The organism is Photorhabdus kayaii (assembly GCF_025384895.1).
Lineage (GTDB): Bacteria > Pseudomonadota > Gammaproteobacteria > Enterobacterales > Enterobacteriaceae > Photorhabdus > Photorhabdus kayaii.
The window spans coordinates 43,312-59,882 of record NZ_JAJAFZ010000001.1; the positions used below are offsets into that span (position 1 = coordinate 43,312).

General features: G+C 37.2%; 16 protein-coding genes and 4 pseudogenes. 9 read left to right on the plus strand and 11 right to left on the minus strand.

Annotated elements, in window-relative coordinates:
- Nucleotides 1-350 precede the first annotated feature (350 nt).
- On the plus strand, nucleotides 351-1,877 hold the full coding sequence (locus LGZ98_RS00245; RefSeq protein WP_262977545.1) for a trypsin-like serine peptidase: 1,527 nt from the start codon (nucleotides 351-353) through the stop codon (nucleotides 1,875-1,877).
- Between the two features lie 431 nt (nucleotides 1,878-2,308).
- Here LGZ98_RS00245 and LGZ98_RS00250 read toward each other — a convergent pair whose 3' ends face one another.
- Nucleotides 2,309-2,488, minus strand: coding sequence for a hypothetical protein (locus LGZ98_RS00250; RefSeq protein ID WP_191214754.1), 180 nt, complete (start codon nucleotides 2,486-2,488; stop codon nucleotides 2,309-2,311).
- 212 nt (nucleotides 2,489-2,700) lie between these two features.
- On the opposite strand from LGZ98_RS00250, the gene LGZ98_RS00255 reads away from it, so the two are divergent.
- Both LGZ98_RS00255 and LGZ98_RS00260 read left to right on the plus strand, forming a co-directional pair.
- Nucleotides 2,701-2,979 (plus strand): type II toxin-antitoxin system RelE/ParE family toxin, encoded by a 279-nt coding sequence (locus LGZ98_RS00255; RefSeq protein WP_011147220.1) that lies wholly within the window; start codon nucleotides 2,701-2,703, stop codon nucleotides 2,977-2,979.
- Nucleotides 2,979-3,269: a HigA family addiction module antitoxin gene (locus tag LGZ98_RS00260; protein WP_011147221.1), complete on the plus strand. Its 291-nt coding sequence runs from the start codon at nucleotides 2,979-2,981 to the stop codon at nucleotides 3,267-3,269. Before LGZ98_RS00255 ends, LGZ98_RS00260 begins: the two co-directional genes overlap by 1 nt.
- An 85-nt stretch (nucleotides 3,270-3,354) precedes the next feature.
- Here the strand turns inward: LGZ98_RS00260 and LGZ98_RS00265 are convergent.
- A pseudogene (locus LGZ98_RS00265) lies at nucleotides 3,355-3,515 on the minus strand (IS4 family transposase); the annotation flags it as partial.
- A gap of 86 nt (nucleotides 3,516-3,601) precedes the next feature.
- Between LGZ98_RS00265 and LGZ98_RS00270 the strand changes: the two are divergent.
- The 4 genes from LGZ98_RS00270 to LGZ98_RS00285 all read left to right on the plus strand — a co-directional run bounded on the left by LGZ98_RS00270 (nucleotide 3,602) and on the right by LGZ98_RS00285 (nucleotide 6,442).
- A complete protein-coding gene (locus LGZ98_RS00270; protein WP_158536536.1) occupies nucleotides 3,602-3,775 on the plus strand; it encodes a hypothetical protein in 174 nt (57 codons plus the stop codon).
- 325 nt (nucleotides 3,776-4,100) lie between these two features.
- The gene (locus tag LGZ98_RS00275; protein WP_113041972.1) at nucleotides 4,101-4,673 is read left to right on the plus strand and encodes a hypothetical protein; all 573 of its coding nucleotides are present in this window, start codon (nucleotides 4,101-4,103) and stop codon (nucleotides 4,671-4,673) included.
- Nucleotides 4,674-5,122: 449 nt separating this feature from the next.
- Nucleotides 5,123-5,920 carry a pyocin knob domain-containing protein gene (locus LGZ98_RS00280; protein ID WP_262977546.1) on the plus strand — a complete coding sequence of 266 codons (798 nt, stop codon included), beginning with the start codon at nucleotides 5,123-5,125 and terminating at the stop codon, nucleotides 5,918-5,920.
- A gap of 9 nt (nucleotides 5,921-5,929) precedes the next feature.
- Nucleotides 5,930-6,442 (plus strand): tail fiber assembly protein, encoded by a 513-nt coding sequence (locus LGZ98_RS00285; protein WP_262977547.1) that lies wholly within the window; start codon nucleotides 5,930-5,932, stop codon nucleotides 6,440-6,442.
- 41 nt (nucleotides 6,443-6,483) lie between these two features.
- On the opposite strand, the gene LGZ98_RS00290 is transcribed toward LGZ98_RS00285, so the two are convergent.
- Both LGZ98_RS00290 and LGZ98_RS00295 read right to left on the minus strand, forming a co-directional pair.
- On the minus strand, nucleotides 6,484-7,581 hold the full coding sequence (locus LGZ98_RS00290) for a glycosyltransferase family 4 protein (protein WP_262977548.1): 1,098 nt from the start codon (nucleotides 7,579-7,581) through the stop codon (nucleotides 6,484-6,486).
- 39 nt (nucleotides 7,582-7,620) lie between these two features.
- Nucleotides 7,621-8,352 carry a hypothetical protein gene (locus tag LGZ98_RS00295; protein ID WP_113026141.1) on the minus strand — a complete coding sequence of 244 codons (732 nt, stop codon included), beginning with the start codon at nucleotides 8,350-8,352 and terminating at the stop codon, nucleotides 7,621-7,623.
- A gap of 656 nt (nucleotides 8,353-9,008) precedes the next feature.
- On the opposite strand from LGZ98_RS00295, the pseudogene LGZ98_RS00300 reads away from it, so the two are divergent.
- Both LGZ98_RS00300 and LGZ98_RS00305 read left to right on the plus strand, forming a co-directional pair.
- Nucleotides 9,009-9,163 (plus strand): annotated as a pseudogene (locus LGZ98_RS00300) (type II toxin-antitoxin system HicA family toxin).
- A gap of 24 nt (nucleotides 9,164-9,187) precedes the next feature.
- Nucleotides 9,188-9,615, plus strand: a pseudogene (locus tag LGZ98_RS00305) (type II toxin-antitoxin system HicB family antitoxin).
- 450 nt (nucleotides 9,616-10,065) lie between these two features.
- Here LGZ98_RS00305 and LGZ98_RS00310 read toward each other — a convergent pair.
- The 7 genes and pseudogenes from LGZ98_RS00310 to LGZ98_RS00340 all read right to left on the minus strand — a co-directional run bounded on the left by LGZ98_RS00310 (nucleotide 10,066) and on the right by LGZ98_RS00340 (nucleotide 16,547).
- The gene (locus LGZ98_RS00310; protein ID WP_262977549.1) at nucleotides 10,066-10,836 is read right to left on the minus strand and encodes a glycosyltransferase family 2 protein; all 771 of its coding nucleotides are present in this window, start codon (nucleotides 10,834-10,836) and stop codon (nucleotides 10,066-10,068) included.
- Between the two features lie 173 nt (nucleotides 10,837-11,009).
- Nucleotides 11,010-11,630 carry a glycosyltransferase family 25 protein gene (locus tag LGZ98_RS00315; protein WP_262977550.1) on the minus strand — a complete coding sequence of 207 codons (621 nt, stop codon included), beginning with the start codon at nucleotides 11,628-11,630 and terminating at the stop codon, nucleotides 11,010-11,012.
- 180 nt (nucleotides 11,631-11,810) lie between these two features.
- Entirely contained in the window at nucleotides 11,811-12,179 is a 369-nt protein-coding gene (locus tag LGZ98_RS00320; RefSeq protein ID WP_112896822.1) for a Mor transcription activator family protein, read from the minus strand.
- Nucleotides 12,172-12,602: pseudogene (locus LGZ98_RS00325) on the minus strand (gp16 family protein). Before LGZ98_RS00325 ends, LGZ98_RS00320 begins: the two are co-directional and overlap by 8 nt.
- 98 nt (nucleotides 12,603-12,700) lie before the next feature.
- The gene (locus LGZ98_RS00330; RefSeq protein ID WP_040153038.1) at nucleotides 12,701-12,892 is read right to left on the minus strand and encodes a hypothetical protein; all 192 of its coding nucleotides are present in this window, start codon (nucleotides 12,890-12,892) and stop codon (nucleotides 12,701-12,703) included.
- Nucleotides 12,893-13,351: 459 nt separating this feature from the next.
- Nucleotides 13,352-14,524, minus strand: a complete 1,173-nt coding sequence (locus LGZ98_RS00335; protein ID WP_046975920.1) for an ExeA family protein — start codon at nucleotides 14,522-14,524, stop codon at nucleotides 13,352-13,354.
- A 238-nt stretch (nucleotides 14,525-14,762) separates the two neighbouring features.
- Nucleotides 14,763-16,547, minus strand: a complete 1,785-nt coding sequence (locus LGZ98_RS00340) for an integrase (RefSeq protein ID WP_262977551.1) — start codon at nucleotides 16,545-16,547, stop codon at nucleotides 14,763-14,765.
- Between the last annotated feature and the right edge of the window lie 24 nt (nucleotides 16,548-16,571).

Consider the following 16,571-nt stretch of genomic DNA (forward strand, 5'->3'; position numbering starts at 1 on the left):
GGAGTTCAACTCTCATTTAATCAACTCATCCTTTATAACAACGAATTTATACCAGAAAAACCTTTATAGTCAGTTCTCGTTCCATTGAACGTTATAGCTCTATTGCAGTATATAAAACTATTTGGCTGATTTTTATGTTATTTATTATTGGCTATGGATAACAGGCACCCAATAGAATGATCTTATGCGCTAAAAAAACTGTCTATTAATTCATAAATTAGTAAACATTAAATACTCATATAGAGGATTTATTAAAGCTCTAAAAACACTTAGCGATAATTTTTTCTTCATTGAATGTCTGTTTCCATTACATGGAAAGATTAAAAATGTAAACAACATGAGGTAAAAACATGAGAAAAATTTTTTTAGCTACACTTATTACAGGGATTGTGTCAACAAGTTATTTCGCACACGCACTTCCCGAAAATAACAGCGAGCATATGGCTAATCTGCAAGACAATAATAGCAACGAAGCTCCGCTATTAAAATCTACCGATCCGGGTGCTGAGCGATTTAAGCATGTCGGAAAACTGAGCGGTCGCGGCCAATGTACCGCGACACTTATTGCCGGTTCAGAAACCCCTGATGCCAATCAACAAGCCCTTATTCTTTCCGCGGGCCATTGTTTTGATTCTTCATTAGATACCAATGAAGTCATCATTGATCAACCTGTAGGCCCAGGTTGGACATACACGCCAAACTACTTCATTGACTTAATTAATGAACACCAACCTGTTGATGTTGATAGAGTTTTATACGCAACAATGAAAGGCGGCGACCTTGCGGTTTTCAGACTTAAAGCAACGTATGGTGAGTTGGCAAAGCGCGGAATACTGCCGGTGACGTTACAAAAAGATCATGAACCATCGGCATTAGAATTAACCAGCCAGCAGATTGAACTTGCTCATATTCCGGTCAATGGCATAGAGAGTGATAAACGTTATCTGCGCTATTCGGCTTGCAACATTACTGGAAAAGCTTCGCTTGTATATGAAGGCATATGGGCTTGGTCTCCGGCCGCTGCGGTTAATTGCGCCGGTGTTGCCGGAGGAACTTCGGGTTCACCGGTTATGTTAAAAGATCAATCCAAGATAATTGGTGTATTAAATACCACCGTCGATCGAAGTTACTGGGGTTGCGGTCTTAACCGGCCTTGTGAATTTATTATCGATCACAGTTTCTCTCGTGCAGGCGCCAGTTATTATATGCCTATTGATAAAATTGCACGTGCATTTACTTCTGATGGAAAACTGGATTTAAGTAAATTTGACGATGGAAAAGGGATCACTATTAACGCCAGCGGCCCATTGATTACGAAGGGCACAGTTAACAACAAACCTGTCACCTGGAATTTACGCCTTGTAGAGAAAGGTTTTGATAATATTAGCTATAAAAGAGGGCTTGCGAGTAATATTGATTGTACCGATCCTAAAGGATACAGCAAACCTATTCCAGTCACGACACAACCGTTGGAAAAACTTACCGTTCCTTCCAAAGAAGGGATTTATACCATGTGTGTCATTGGGCAATATTCTGCAAATAAACGCTGGCAGAGTACATCTAATGCATCAATAAAATTACGTGAAATTGACAACACCCGTCCGGGAGTAAGACCGGGTTCGACATTACTTTTTGAAACAGATGATAGTTGGGTTGTCGACGCTAGGTTTAGCCCTTGGGAAGTTGTTGATATACGTTATAAGGCCGGCCCAAGAAAATCGACAAAATGCGATGATTATAAAGATTACTCTATTTATAGAAGAGTACCGATTACTCTTAAAAAGAAAGACTCACCAGTACGCTTTTGTATGTATGGCTTAGATCAAGCAGGCAACATAGGTGCAATATTTTTTGAGGACTTTGGAGAACAAAAATAAATTTTTAAAATGGGCCTGCATTTGCACTGAGAAATCCCCACAAACTCAGCGCTAATAAATCAAAGCCCTATTTCGATAGATTTTGGCAAAATGGTTTAATACATTGTCGAGAGCTATCACTAGTAAAATTAGCGGAGAATGTCGTAAGATATTCTCCACCATACCGCTGACAAACCTCGTTGAAAATAACGGGGTTTGTTTCTTTTATTATGAATCATAATGCCATCCATTTTCCTCATTAACCCGATGTAATCCTCCACCAAGGCGTTATTTTCGCTTATCCTGCAATAAAATGCTCGCTCTCCTGAGATAAAAACAACACAGCATTGCGACCAGCAAGGCTATCTTCTTAATATTTTGGGCTATAGATAACAGAACAGCCATTATTGTGGCAATACAATGGGGCAACTAATTCGCGGATAAATTCGAAATTAATAGCGGCATCGACTTGACGGACTATACCCGTTATCTTTCAAGTTGCCTCTTTGTTGGCTGCACTCACTCACCCCGGTCACATAGTTATCTATGCTCCCGGGGATTCGCTCCCTTGCCGCCGCGATGCATCTCGAAATCCATAGGGTATAAATGATTTTTAGGAACCAGCTCGTCAAGCGAGAGTGTTTCTGGCGGGAAAGTCTGGAGAGTGGGTGTTCTTAACAAGATGGCAAGCCCCGTTTAGTGAACGGCACTGAATTAAAACAGAGTACCGGATAAAAAAACCAGCACTTTGTCAATAATCTGATATTATTTCATCAAAAAAATGTTGTTGCGCAATGATCGACACGTGTTATGCTGTCTCTCGTAACGCAACAGGACTCAAACAATGATTAAAAGTTGGAAGCATAAAGGGCTACGAAAGTATTATGAGAAGGGAACCACGGCGGGAATTGTTGCACACCACGCTAACAGGCTAGACCTACTGTTAAACGCATTAGATTTAGCAAGCGGCCTGAATGATTTAAGTTTACCGAGTTTTCAACTTCACCCACTTACAGGAGATCGAAAGAGTATTTGGGCGGTAAGCGTATCGGGTAACTGGAGGTTAACTTTCGAATTTAACGATGGTGATGTTTATATACTGAACTACGAGGACTATCATTAATGACTAAACGTATGCCACCCCATCCGGGGCGCTATATCTCTGACGAGATAGAGCACTTAAATATTAGTCTTAGAGCGCTTGCTCGTGCACTGGATGTCTCACCGTCAACTATTGGGCGTGTTGTTGAAGGTAGCGCGGCAGTAACGCCAGGAATGGCCGTTCGTTTAGCCAACGTGATCGGCAGTACGCCGGAAATGTGGCTGAGACTCCAGGAAGCGTATAGCTTGGCACAAGTTAAACAGGAAATAGATTTAACTCGTCTCACTCCCCTGTTTACGCCAATACCTTAACATGGCGGCAAGCTCCGTCTGGTGAACGGAGCTGAATTAAAACAGAGCGCCGGATAAAAAAACCAGCACTTTGTCAATAATCTGACGGAGAATGTCGTAAGACATTCTCCGTAATATCAAATAAGAAATAATTCGTCTCGATTTAAGGCTATTTGCCTGATATCTCAGGTGAAGCCCTTTATTTTCAGCATTGTATACCACTAGCCAAAAGATTATCGTACTCAGCGTGGCTAATAAACTCAGGACGGATTTTTCAGAGCGTTTGCTGATTTTTTCATTTTTACTGACAAATATCAATTCAATTAAAACGTCTCAGTTTTTTCAAGTTTAATATGATAAACATCACCTATACCCTATGGATTTCAAGATGCATGGCGACGGCAAGGAAGCGAATCCCCGGGAGCATAGATAACGATGTGACCGGGGTGAGCGAGTGCAGCCAACAAAGAAGCAACTTGAAAGATGACGGGTATATAATCATATTAATACAACAAACATACAGATGATGTTTTTATAATTGATGGAATTATTTTGAAATTAGATAAAACCAATTTGTTATTATTTACATAATAAACCACATCCGTAAAAGATGCATTCACAAACATTTCATCAGGATGTGCATTTAAAAAAACAATTCAACAGATAAAAATATGAATTATACTTATAATTACGATATCAATAACGTCCAACAACACTTGCTTAAGTACAAATAAAATAATTTTAATGGGATGAGTTATTAATATCTTATGGAAGCTATTTAACGGGTGAAAATTGACCCACAAAAATCACCTAATGAGGCTCCGAATAATTTCATCAAAGGAGTTTATTAATATGATCACTTTGAAAACGTTAATTGGTACAACTATTGTGATTCTAGCTTCATCAACACAATTAGCTTTAGCTGCTGAGACAAAAGAAAACATTACCGATAAGGAGGCAACATTAGAAGTTTCAGAAAGTAGAATTTCTAATTTATCAGCCACATATGCACTACAAATTAAAAATTCATCAGCGACAAAGAGTATTACTCTTATTACACAATCATCTAATTGCATGTACGATAGTGGAGATGAAAAAATACGCTTAGAGGCAGGTAAAACCTATCTGGGAAATTTACAGGATAATAATAACTGGATAGATGGATGTACAAATGAAACTAAAACTGTCGATTGGAGTGTTAGTTATATTAATGTTGCCAATACAGACACAAAAAATTGTACACTAACATTTCGGCATGGTCGTGGTCATGCAAATTCAGATGGATCTGGCCCTGAATGGTATACATTAATTAAAGGGTGTCCTGATATAGTTGAAAATGCTATTTGCGGAGGACAGATTTGTTATAACAGCCAGGCTTTTTGGGTAAGAAATCGAAGTGTAAATATAGAGCTTTCCGTTAAATAAATTTGGATGTGTTAGTTGAAACTTTATCTAAAATTGGGAGTTACCTGCTTTGATATGGTTACCAAATCCCATACAAGATTACAGGTAACTCTCAGTTTATTTCGTTATAACAAATCTCCAGAATCAGAATACGCAAATCAGAAAAAAATAGTGACTAATACAGATCATAGCCAATCTGTTTCCACCATGATTGGGAAAGGCACGCATTTTGCCAATATATGTGCTCTACTTTGACTATTTTCAGGTTGTTTTATAGACAAAGGTTGCTCGTAATTAAACCATTTGCAATTCTGTTCCCCATAATCGTCATTTTGGTCATTTATTAACACATGGATATACCCAGTTTTTACCTTTTTTATCTCCATTTAATGCCCTGACATACTGCTTCGACACGATTTATTGTTAATTTATAGATTCTATAAAACATTGGTTTAACAGAAACCGCGGCATTGGCGAAAAGTGCTGTGCCGAACAACCGGAGAATTAATGGCAAGGTGTTGAGTGGGGATGTCGATATTACCTCTCAGGATATTTTTAATGGGCAAGCAATATCGATCCCTGACAAAGCCGATTTAAATGATTATCAAACGCCAGGGCTTTATTATCAGGGTTTGAATGTACAAGCGACAGCCGGTAAAAACTACCCCGAAGCATCCGCTGGTTCTCTTGTTGTTTTACAGGCTGCTGGCACTATTCAACGTTATTTTGTCTATAATAGCAGTCGGATATATACACGGGCTTTATACCCGTGGAGCGGTCCGGGATGGACACCTTGGGCACAAGAATATAACACGCAGAATAAACCTATTGCGAGTGAACTTGGTTTAACAGACACGGTGAATTTGGCGAAAAGTGCTTACCCAAAATCCGGTGGTGTTTTGAATGGGTATGTGGATGCAACAGGGTCTATTTCCGGCAGAGGTGTGTATGAATACCCAAGTATTCGTGTTTATAGTGCTGTAAACAAACCGTCACCGGGCGAGTTAGGCGCATATACCACAGGTGAATGTGATAATCGTTACGCCTTGAAGAACAATGTTGGGGTGATTAATTTACGGCTTGGAAGTTGGGTAACAGAAGGCGGATGGACAGACGAGACAAAAGACTGGTCTGCTCCTTCTGGGCATGTCCTTGTTGGCTTGGGTACAGTGATGTGGAGTTCAGGAAGACAGCACCTTGCCAGTGCACATTACCGCCCTGTACAAGCATACATAAATGGTATTTGGGTAACAATCTCCTCAATCTAGGGTGACATTATGAAAACTGGTATTTTTACACCTTATATTCCAAACGGTGGCATATCTTGTGTTCAATACTTAAGAGATGATGAAGGCAATGACTGGTATCAGATTCAAGAAAAATTTTTAGAAGAAACTATCAAATTCACATTTAATAAAGATGGCGTTATCACTTCAATATCAAAGGATATATCTAGTCTATTCCCTATATATTTATCCGTTGCTGAACTTGCATCAGAAGATGTACCAACGGAGATAATTATCACTGATGGGTGGGTTTTTGACGGTAAGAAAATCATCCAACGCATTTACACATTGGAAGAACAACGACAACAGGCAAAGAACCAGAAGTCAGAAAAAATGATTGCTGCAAATGAGGTAATTCAGCCTTTGCAGGATGCTATTGATTTAGGAATAGCAACTAACGAGGAAAAAATCTTATTACTCGAATGGAAAAGGTATCGAGTGTCACTGAATCGCATTGATACTTCATTAGCAACAGCAATTATCTGGCCTGAACAACCAAAGTAAAATAAACGACGGCCTGCTCTCCAGGCCGTAAGTTTTTAGATTTAAGAATTACAAACAGAGCTATAGGTACTTATCGTTTCTGAAACCATTTTTCTCACATCAAACTCATTAACTGCTTTTTCTCTAGCTTTTTCAGATAATTCTTTTAACTCTTGAGATGATAAATTAGCAACCAGATTTAAAATATTATATATTGATGTTTCATCCCTTGCTTTTGTGATCCAACCATTAACACCATGATCAATATTCTCTGGTAATCCTCCGAAATCACTGATAATAACAGGCAAACTGCAAGCCATCATTTCTCTGCAAGCAAAGCTGATAGTTTCACAATCAGTAGATAAAACAAACCCTATAGAAGCATTTTCCATATAATTAATAATTTTTTTATCATCATTAATATAACCAGTAAATTCAATATCGACGTGGGAGAAAGGAGCACCCACTAATTTATCTATGTCTCCTTGGTGAGGAGTACATCCAATAATTTTTATACGAAATTTATCAGATAGCTCTTTATTCTTTGCCAAGCATCTTATCAAAAAATGCCACCCTTTGTGTTCAGCGGTTCCAGCAGAAGAAATAAGTGTTATTTTCCCTTTTTCTATAACCGGATGTTCAGTTTTCCATTTATCAGTATCAATACCATTTTTTATAGTAACAACTTGTTTATCATAGATAAAAGAGGAACATTGATTTCTAATGGAGTCACTTACGAAAATAATTCTTTCATTAAATCTTTTCAGCCTGATTTTAGATAACCAAGATACAGGATAATGATTATGTTTTGTATAGATTATTTTGCATCTCATCCCGAAAAGTATTTTTGCGAGGATAGCAATTTTGTTGTCAGAAGTTCCATTAGTATGAATTATGTCTATTTTTTGACTTCTGACAATTTGTGATAAAATCTTACAGGTTGTTACGAGTTGTTTTAGCTTATTAAGCTTGCAGGAAAAGTAAAGAGGAATAACATTATTAAATCCGAAATTGGTAAGTTCTTTGTATAATCTGCTTTCAGGTGGACAAGCAATAAGCAGTTTTCCTTTATTATAATCAAAATATTTAACTATATTCATGATATATGTGGTATGACCTCCACCATTCCCTGCATGGAAATTTGTTATCATAATATTCATTGCTTACCTACTCTTATCTTTGTCATGAGTTAATTTTATCTAGAAATTAAAACCAATACAGACCTTATTGCTAAAATTCAGAACATAATCTTGATTTTCACATATTTCATTAGAAAACATTTTATAATTCTCAGGTATTTTAGATTCTTTAATACCTGTCCACCCTGAAAATAGTGTTAAGAAGCTCATAAAATTGTGTTGAACATCAATAATATTACGTGACATATCGTCGTAAGATAAGATAAACATAGGAACCTGATGGTTTTGTTTATATTTATCATTATGAGCAAACCTCATTCTTTTAGTATCTGTACCCTGTACAAAAGCTTTTAAAGAGTGGTGTATTACCGTAATTAATGCAAAAGAAAATAGAAAAATACTAATGTTTCTATGTAAATTAATGTTTACTTTCAGAGAGAACAAACAAAAGATCAGGATAAATGCACTAAAGAGATAATATTCAACTGGAATAGAAGAGATAAATTCACTGGCTTCTTGTTCGTTTGTATAGAATAACGAAAGAATTGAGTTGAAGTTTGGTGAGCCATATGTAAGCCCTATAGGGGCATAAACGAGAGTTGCTATACCGAGAACAATAAGCAGGGGCCTGTAAACCACAGTGACTTTGTTTAGCAAAAGAAAAGTAAAGAATATAACGAATACATACGCTATTTTTAAGCGATAACCTAAAGCCATATGGGCTAAAAGGCAAAAGATGAAAAGTGCAACAACTGGTAGCAGCTTGATTAGGTGGTTTTTTGTAAGTTTCATATTTATCTATCAATAGGGCACCATGTAATAGTAAAACGTAGTTTAGCTCTCGAAAAACAAGAAAAACGGAGATTCAATTTCCTCATCCATCCAGATTTTCTATTAGTACTATACTATGTATTTTTCGCTATGTGAATAAAATAAATTTTAGTTAAATTTTAAACCAGAATCCTTTACTTGCAATATAAAAGGAACCATATAATGCAGAAGTATCACCATAACCCCCAGTATAGGAAAATACACATATCATGCTACGCGCCAATAAATTATAGTAACAGGATAAAGTAAACAAAACAGTTATCAAATATATGTGTGGCTAAATTTTACCGTATTTATTCCTATTGAATATTTTGGAAAACTGGCTTATCAAGGCTTTCTGTAGTTCATTAACTGACGGCAATCTTTGTCAACGCAGCTTTTAAAGGCATTCAATGGGATTCAATATGGTAAAAATCGGGTAGATCTGAGTGCCAATAAATAACCAAAATAATGATTGAGAAAGAAATATATTAACCGCGATGGAATTACGAACAATGATTGGGTGGAAAATATACAGAAAAATTAGCGTCACTTTGCGTTTTAACGCAAGTTCATTTGAGATAAATAAATTTACTTTGTGTGTATGCGTGCATATGCTTATGTCAGGTTGAGAGGATATGAAATCAACTGACCTGATAAAAGAGCTGATTGCTGTTGGACGCGAACTTAGAAGGAGTTACCAATAACCGGAAAGACATACTCGGTTCCGCATCCCAAAAAAGATCTGCCTATCAGTATTGTCAAATCTATAAAGAAAATGGTGAGAGTTTAATCCCCGCCGACTTTGGAGGTCATCATGTTTTTTTCAGTAGGTGTTGAGTTATCGAAAAATGAAAATACAGCGTATGGTTTGGTCATTCCTGCTCTGTGTGTCGAAGATTATGGCTGTTTTTCTGCCGCGGATAATAAAGAAGACATTGCGATAATGGCGTGTAAGGCTATCTTGTTAACAGTAGAAGATATGGTCGCGAATAATAGCGCAGTTGAACATATTCAGGATGCTGGCTATCTGGTTTATGCAAAAAACACAGAATATCAATACATTGATAGTGGTTTGTTATTGATGTTGATTTATCTGAATTTTCCGGAAAACAACAGCGTATTAATATCTCATTACCCGATACACTCATTCAGCGTATTGATAATCGCGTCAAAGAAAGTCCGACACAATATCGAGATAGAAGTCACTTTTTAGCTGAAGCAGCAAAACATGAACTTAGGTAACACTATGGTGCATGGATGCGCCATAGTTTAAAAAGCATTCAATTGATGCTATGTTTGTGAGTCCTTTACACTGCCGTATGAACGCAAAACCCGAATGATAGGTGCCACACCTTCTTTGCTGGTCATAAAGCAACCAAAATAACGATTTATTTAGAGAAAAATACATTCATTTTGAAAAAACTATGAACAAGCTTTAGATGATAAATTAACGAGTTTACATAGTTTTCTTTAACTCGTATTATGCGATGTATTACACTTTTAGTTTTAGAATTATCTATCATGATCATGCAACTAAGGAAGCCGATAGTTTACTGAAATTTACTAAAGTAAAGTATCAGGAGGAAAACTCGTAAATATTGCGGGAACCAAATATAAAACCCTTTAATTTGCATGAAGCCCCCGCAAACCATTAGATCACTCATTAATACACATAAATCAAATAGATATTAATTAAAATCCTTTAATAAAATACATTAAAAAGCATCCTGTAATTACACCAAAAGTAAAATACTTTATTTTCCTTCTATTTTCGCGTTTCCTCTGTCTTATCTCTTCATCTGTATTTATATGGTCATCCCAACCGATATGCTTAACTGCGCTTTTATCTAAAATTACTGCATATTTATCTATCTCTGCATACTTCTTCGATAGTGTCATCTCTGTATCACCTGACAGATTATAAGGCATGAATAATTCATAATCTGATTTTCTTCTAAGCCCTGGATTAAAACTAAATCCCCTCCATTTGGGATCATTGCTTTCCAGAGTAGAAAAGCAAACACCTTCTAATTCTCTGAAATTACTAGGATAATGGAATGGATAATGAAGCATCACATCTTCTTTTAAATCCCTAAGCCATACTTGGAGTATGTTTTTATTAGATTTCAATGCAACAAAAGAATCCTCAATAAATCTGTCTCTATAAAAAAGCCAATCGTCTTCACAATGGAAGATATAGTCAGTTTTTACCTTACTATATGCTAGATCAATTGACTTAATTTGCCCTAGCTTAGGATTGTTTAAAATAATTTCACAGTATGGTAGCCAGTGCTCAGGTATGACAGAATGAATAGACTTATCTCCAGAATCCTCCGTTACAACAACCTCTTTTATAGGATAAGAATTATACTTATCAAACGACTCAATAGTTTGCTTTAATAAATCAAACCGGCCACAACTTGTAATGACCAAGGTAACATCACTTGAATCAGAAAATAACATAATATTTACTCATTGACTTTTATAAAATTCACTATTACTTGGTATGATAACAAACAAAATACTACTTTCATAGTGTCAGAAAAAATGACTTCATTTTAAGACCTTTTAGTAAAAGATCATATATTAAACCTAAATCTTAATTTCTTAATTTCTTAATATCCCCAATACAATATTTATGGCTTTATCCGTTTCACCCATAGACGGACAAATATTCTCCACAACATTGTATGTAATTTCAAGTATAATGATCGTCTTCTTCTTTGAATATTGAAAAATTCTTGTCTACGCTGCTTTTGTTTTTTTCTTTCTGGCTCCAGATTTGATTGAATATATAACGGCATTGTAGAGATGACGGGAGGTATCACTGCTTTCACTTTTATAATCCGTCTTTCATTGAGAAAACGCCACTTATCAGCTTCAAGCCAAACGGGCTGTAGAAAATCAAGTAAACATTGTGCAGCGTAATTATTAATTACGTAACCATAAGTGCCAGCTGCTTCAATCACATTAACTAAATAATACGGTCCCGTTATATTTTTCTTGAAAGTGTCAATATATTCAGTGGTCTTATTTAGTAAAATGACATTGGATTTATTCGGATTTTTTGCATTGAGTTTATCCAATGCTCTCAGTACATAAAAGATATTTTTATTGATTTCTACATCGTCTTCCATGATAAGAGCTAAGGGGATGTTTTCATCAACAATTCTCTGGTAAACAGATAGATGGCTTAACGAACATCCTAACTCACCAAGAGTCATTCCATTACTGTAAAAGTCGCGGCTAAGCTTCATCATGATCATAAGTAAGATATTTGAAAAGAAACTGAAAGATAATTATGGGAAAAACTTGGACTAAGTGGGAAGTTATGGAGATTCAATTGTAAATCCTTTTCAGTATTTGAAAGGCAGACCGAACGAGAATCATGCTTAGTCTGCCACCTGATTTTACTAAGCTCAATCAGTTTGACCTGCCTATTCAGACTCGTTATCGAATAACTTACCTTGCAGGCGATCTAGTTCCTCCTTTCGAATACGTTTCACTACGCTGTAAATCCATTGAATAGAAACACCAAACTTACGAGCCAGATCATGATGATTTTTACCGTTAAATTCGTTGAAAATCTCACGATCACGGAGGCTGACTTTCCAAATCATGCCCATAGGAAAATAGACATTCTGACCGCCCCAAACCTGCATCATATGGTTAGCAACAGCTTCACCAATTTGTTCGGCTAACGCAGGCTCAACATGGATTATTTCACTGACCGTGCAGGCTGTATGCTGTGCCAGTTCGACTAGCAACTCAGGACCTTTGCTACGAAAGTTATTCACATCATTCATACTTTTTCCTCGTGACGCGGTTCTGCCACTTCTTCAGTTTTTCAATAATGCTGCTGGCTTGGTCTGAATCTAACCACTGTAAACCATCAATATTCGTTTCACGCTTAACCCAGTGAGCTAAGGCTTGTTCAGAACTATTACGAACAATACCTATAGATGCCATTTCCAGCCACAATGCACGTATCTTCTTTGATTGGGGATGTCTATCTAATGGACGTGATTTTTTGGATTTCCTAAAGGATTGAATTTTAAAACCGCGCTTTTTCATAGCTTCCAAAACGCGAGTTAACTGCGGGATATCCATTTCCCGCGTAGAGGCTTTTCCGGTTTCTGAAAGTAACATCTGGCGATACGTATCCTCGTCTAGTTTTAGATCACTACGTGCAATATGAAAGTAAGCTGAATAAGTTTCTGTTTTGCCATCTTATTCATCCTCTGCTATGTACTCTTGAATTAAGTAAACCAGAATAGCCAGCATTAACTTGATACTACTGAGCTTGGCTTTTCGGTATAAGGCCGTTTTATCCATGAGTGGTCTCCAGTGGCTGTAAATCCCATGTTGACACAGATACACCGTATTGCTGACTGCAATGTGGACAAACCAAGATTAAATCAACAACCCACTCACCAAATTCAGGAGTCTGAATAACCTTGGCTTGTTTTAGATTCATTTTTTCAACAGGTTGTTTGCAGTGATTACATGTTATTTTCATAAGTATGTTCCTTACTTAATTTTCTGTTCAAATAGGATAATTGAAAAATCTTCTTTACCTGAATTAATTGATATTTCATTAATATCTTTTACAACAGCTTTATTTACATAATTACGGAGTGTAAGAAGCCGCAGTAGCTTTAAACATAACTTTTCTTTCTACCATATTTAATTATCTGTTACTTAATGAATGTTTTTATTAATACCAATATATTTTCTTCTTTTCCTCAACAAAGAAATTTTTTCAAGTAGATCGACAATGAAATTCCGAACTTAATATTTACAAGACTTCCATTTCTTTGGTTATGGTATGTTCCGTCCTTGTTGTAACCAACTTGAAATTAATAAAATCAGAAATTAGTCGAATCCACCTTGAATATTCAACTTGTTATAAGGCAATTTTAATATGAATATTGTTAATATTAATTGTTAAGTAAAACTTTTTCTTATAATGATCTCTTCAGCTAACACTGCGAATGATATTGGCATCAACCATAGGTATCTCATTAATTGCAGCCATGTTCATAGCTGCAATAATCAAGTTTCCGATAGCTAATGGATATAATAAACTAACAGTTTCTTTACTGCTATGCCGACTAAGACATAAACGGTCACGGATAGCACCAATAGCGCTATTATCTAAAATCTTGTTAGCCTTCATACCTACGCGACTAAATTTAAAATCCAGAAATGTTTCCAGATAATCATTAAGAGGAAACAAATTAACAACTTCACAACGTTGCACTACTTCACGAACCTCTTGATTACGTTCAGATAGCTTCAATTCCAGCTCAGACTGACCAATCAAAATGATCGATAATAGTTTTTTAAATCCATCTTCTAGTTCAAAGAATCGTTTAAGGTGTTTTAATGTCGGTAAAGGCAACGAATGTGCTTCTTCTATTATTAATACATGTTGGTAGCCTGCCCGTGAACTGTCTTTCAATATCTTGTGCAACTGGCGGAAGCGTGCTTCAGGCGATCGTTTCAAGTTTTCCAATGGTGCTAAGGTATTCACAATAGATTCAGCAATGTTTGATGCTTTTAAGGTTTTACCTTTTACGTCATTGTCTTCCATCGCTAATACATAGGGTTCAATAACAATAACGGGGGTATTTTCCCTGTTAATACGGTCAATAAGATCACGACGCAGTGTCGTTTTACCTGAACCCGATTCCCCTGATACTGCCAGAAAACCACCATAGCGGGCTGTTTGATACATGGCTTCTCGTACATAACGGCTATCTGGAGTGACAAAAACATCTTCAGCACTTTGAATTGCATTATCTTCAAATGGATCACGAAATAAACCAAAGTGCTTTTTCGTAGCTGGAAATAACACTTGTTTTTTTAGTAACATGTTTTCCTCCGCAGAAATGAGGGTTGTATTTTTATTATCGGTATAGGTGTCTGATTTATCGGTTGTTTGTACCACCTCAAAACTTTTTGCAGTATCGATACCTCTTTTTGCCAAGAATTCAGTAATACGCTGACGAATTGCACCTGCATTCTGTCGTGGCCATATATTGTGATTAACAATTTGAGCCAACGCCGCCGCTGAAATTCCTGCCGCACTTGCTGCTGCACTTTGCGTTAACTGATGTGCCTGTAACTGCTGTTTAAACACCAGCATAATAATCCCCCGTTAAGCGGCTATCTTTATTTCTGCATATGCTATTGATAATAAGAGATAGCAACATCATTCCCTGGCAAAATATCCTGTATACTTCTTACGTTATAATGAGTTTCACGAAAACAAACTGTGTCTCTTTTATAAATAAACCTCAGTTGTATTTTGAGTTGTCAGTGAAAGCAGTGGATCATGAATTTTAATTGCCATTTTTCTTTTCCTTAATATACACCATGAAAAATTAATTACCGTTAACAATACTGCGTGCAACAGTTGTTGATTTCCCCATGAATTCATCAACCAACTCATCAATTTGATCTGTTGGAACACCATTAGGAAAGCATTTAACTATTTGCTGATAAAATTCACCACACCATGCCTTACCATGTGATTGGAACCGTTCACGTAAAATTTTGACAACATCAACGGGGTTCATAAGCTGTTCAATTCGTGGACTATGTACCGTAGAGGCTTGTCCACGTTTTGGCATATACGTTGGTGCATCATTACGTTCAATATCCAAATATGGATCAAACCGACCATTGAGGGGAAGTGTTTTCAATTTACGTGCTATTTCAGTTTCAGCCGTGTTGTTTGTCCCCATGATTTTCTGTTCAACTTCGGCTAAATTACGTTGTGCAATTGTTTGAGGAATGGCTTGGAATTCACTACCAATTACAGGTGCGCCGATGGCAAAGCCGTACTCATCTTTAGTAACTTCATTAACAAGATGGAAAGCCTCAAAGCCATCTTCACCAGTAATGACTACCTGTGCCTCTTCGTCACGCCACGGATTGCGGGTGATCATGATTGAATCACCAACACTCACCCCAGGAACAGTACTGACGTCATACTCACGTCCCCTGAAAGATACTCGCAAGGTTGCTTGTACTTTGCGGCTTTCTGGTGCGCCAATTGCCAATTCACGACAAACGTTAATGGCTGGTGCTTTTACTAACTGTTCTACTGTGATTTTTAGCCAGCAATCTGTACGGGTTTGTCTATGTCGGCTATGTATTGCACCGCGGTTAAATTTCATACGCCATAGCCGTGCCAGACGGTTAAGTTCATCAATATTATCAACCTGTCGAAAGCGTAAACCGGATTCGAAATTGCGTTCGATGATGTCACGTGCTTTTTCAACAGAGCCCGTAGCACGGGCGTTACGGGCCTTGTGTTGTATCATTTGAATGCCTAAGGCCTTACACAAGTTACGTAGTGTAGGTGCTGTCAAAGCAGAACCGGGGTCAGTAAATAAAATTTGGGGTACACCGTGTAATACATCTGCGTCACCACGATCTTGCATTGCGTTAATCAACACAGAAGTAAAATTCTGACTGGTTTCACCGCCAAATAAGTATTCAACATATATCCAGCCACTTGTGTGATCTGTTAATTCAAACGACCAAACGCGATCATTAATGATACGAGCCAGATTTTTCGGCTTATTTTTATTAAATTCAGCCACAGGCATCATGCGTAATCCACTGTCAACCCCATTGTTTTTATTAGGGTTTTTTAGGTAATACAGTACACAAATTGAGGCGTCTAATTCCCAGACATGATTGGGATGCAGGCTAGCCAATTGTAGGCTGGGCGCAGGCACTTTCAACTGTTCAGGATGAAGTTTGTACTGGCGCAATGCACGACTAATAGCGTCAATGGATAACGGAGAAAATTCGCCCGTTTCGGTATCAATATGGCCTGCATTAATCAGGCCATTTGAACGCAGATCATTAACGGCCTGTTCGAGGCTATATAACCGTTTCCCTGTATTACAAGTGGCCTCCATCAATACCCCTGAGATCAAAGTTGCTTCTTCACGTGTCAGCGCGCTATTACCTGCATCAGAACGTTTCTTGCGTGGCTTTTTGCCAGAAACTTCACCAAGTTTTTTAATCAATGTTGAACGTGACATACACAGCTCTTCACAAGCCGCCCGATATATTGCTTCTTTACTGCCATGTCCGGCTTTATGTGCTGCCTGTGCAATAGAAACTAATCGTTCGGTCATTGTGGTATTCATGTTATTGCCCTTATTTCTTCAGTT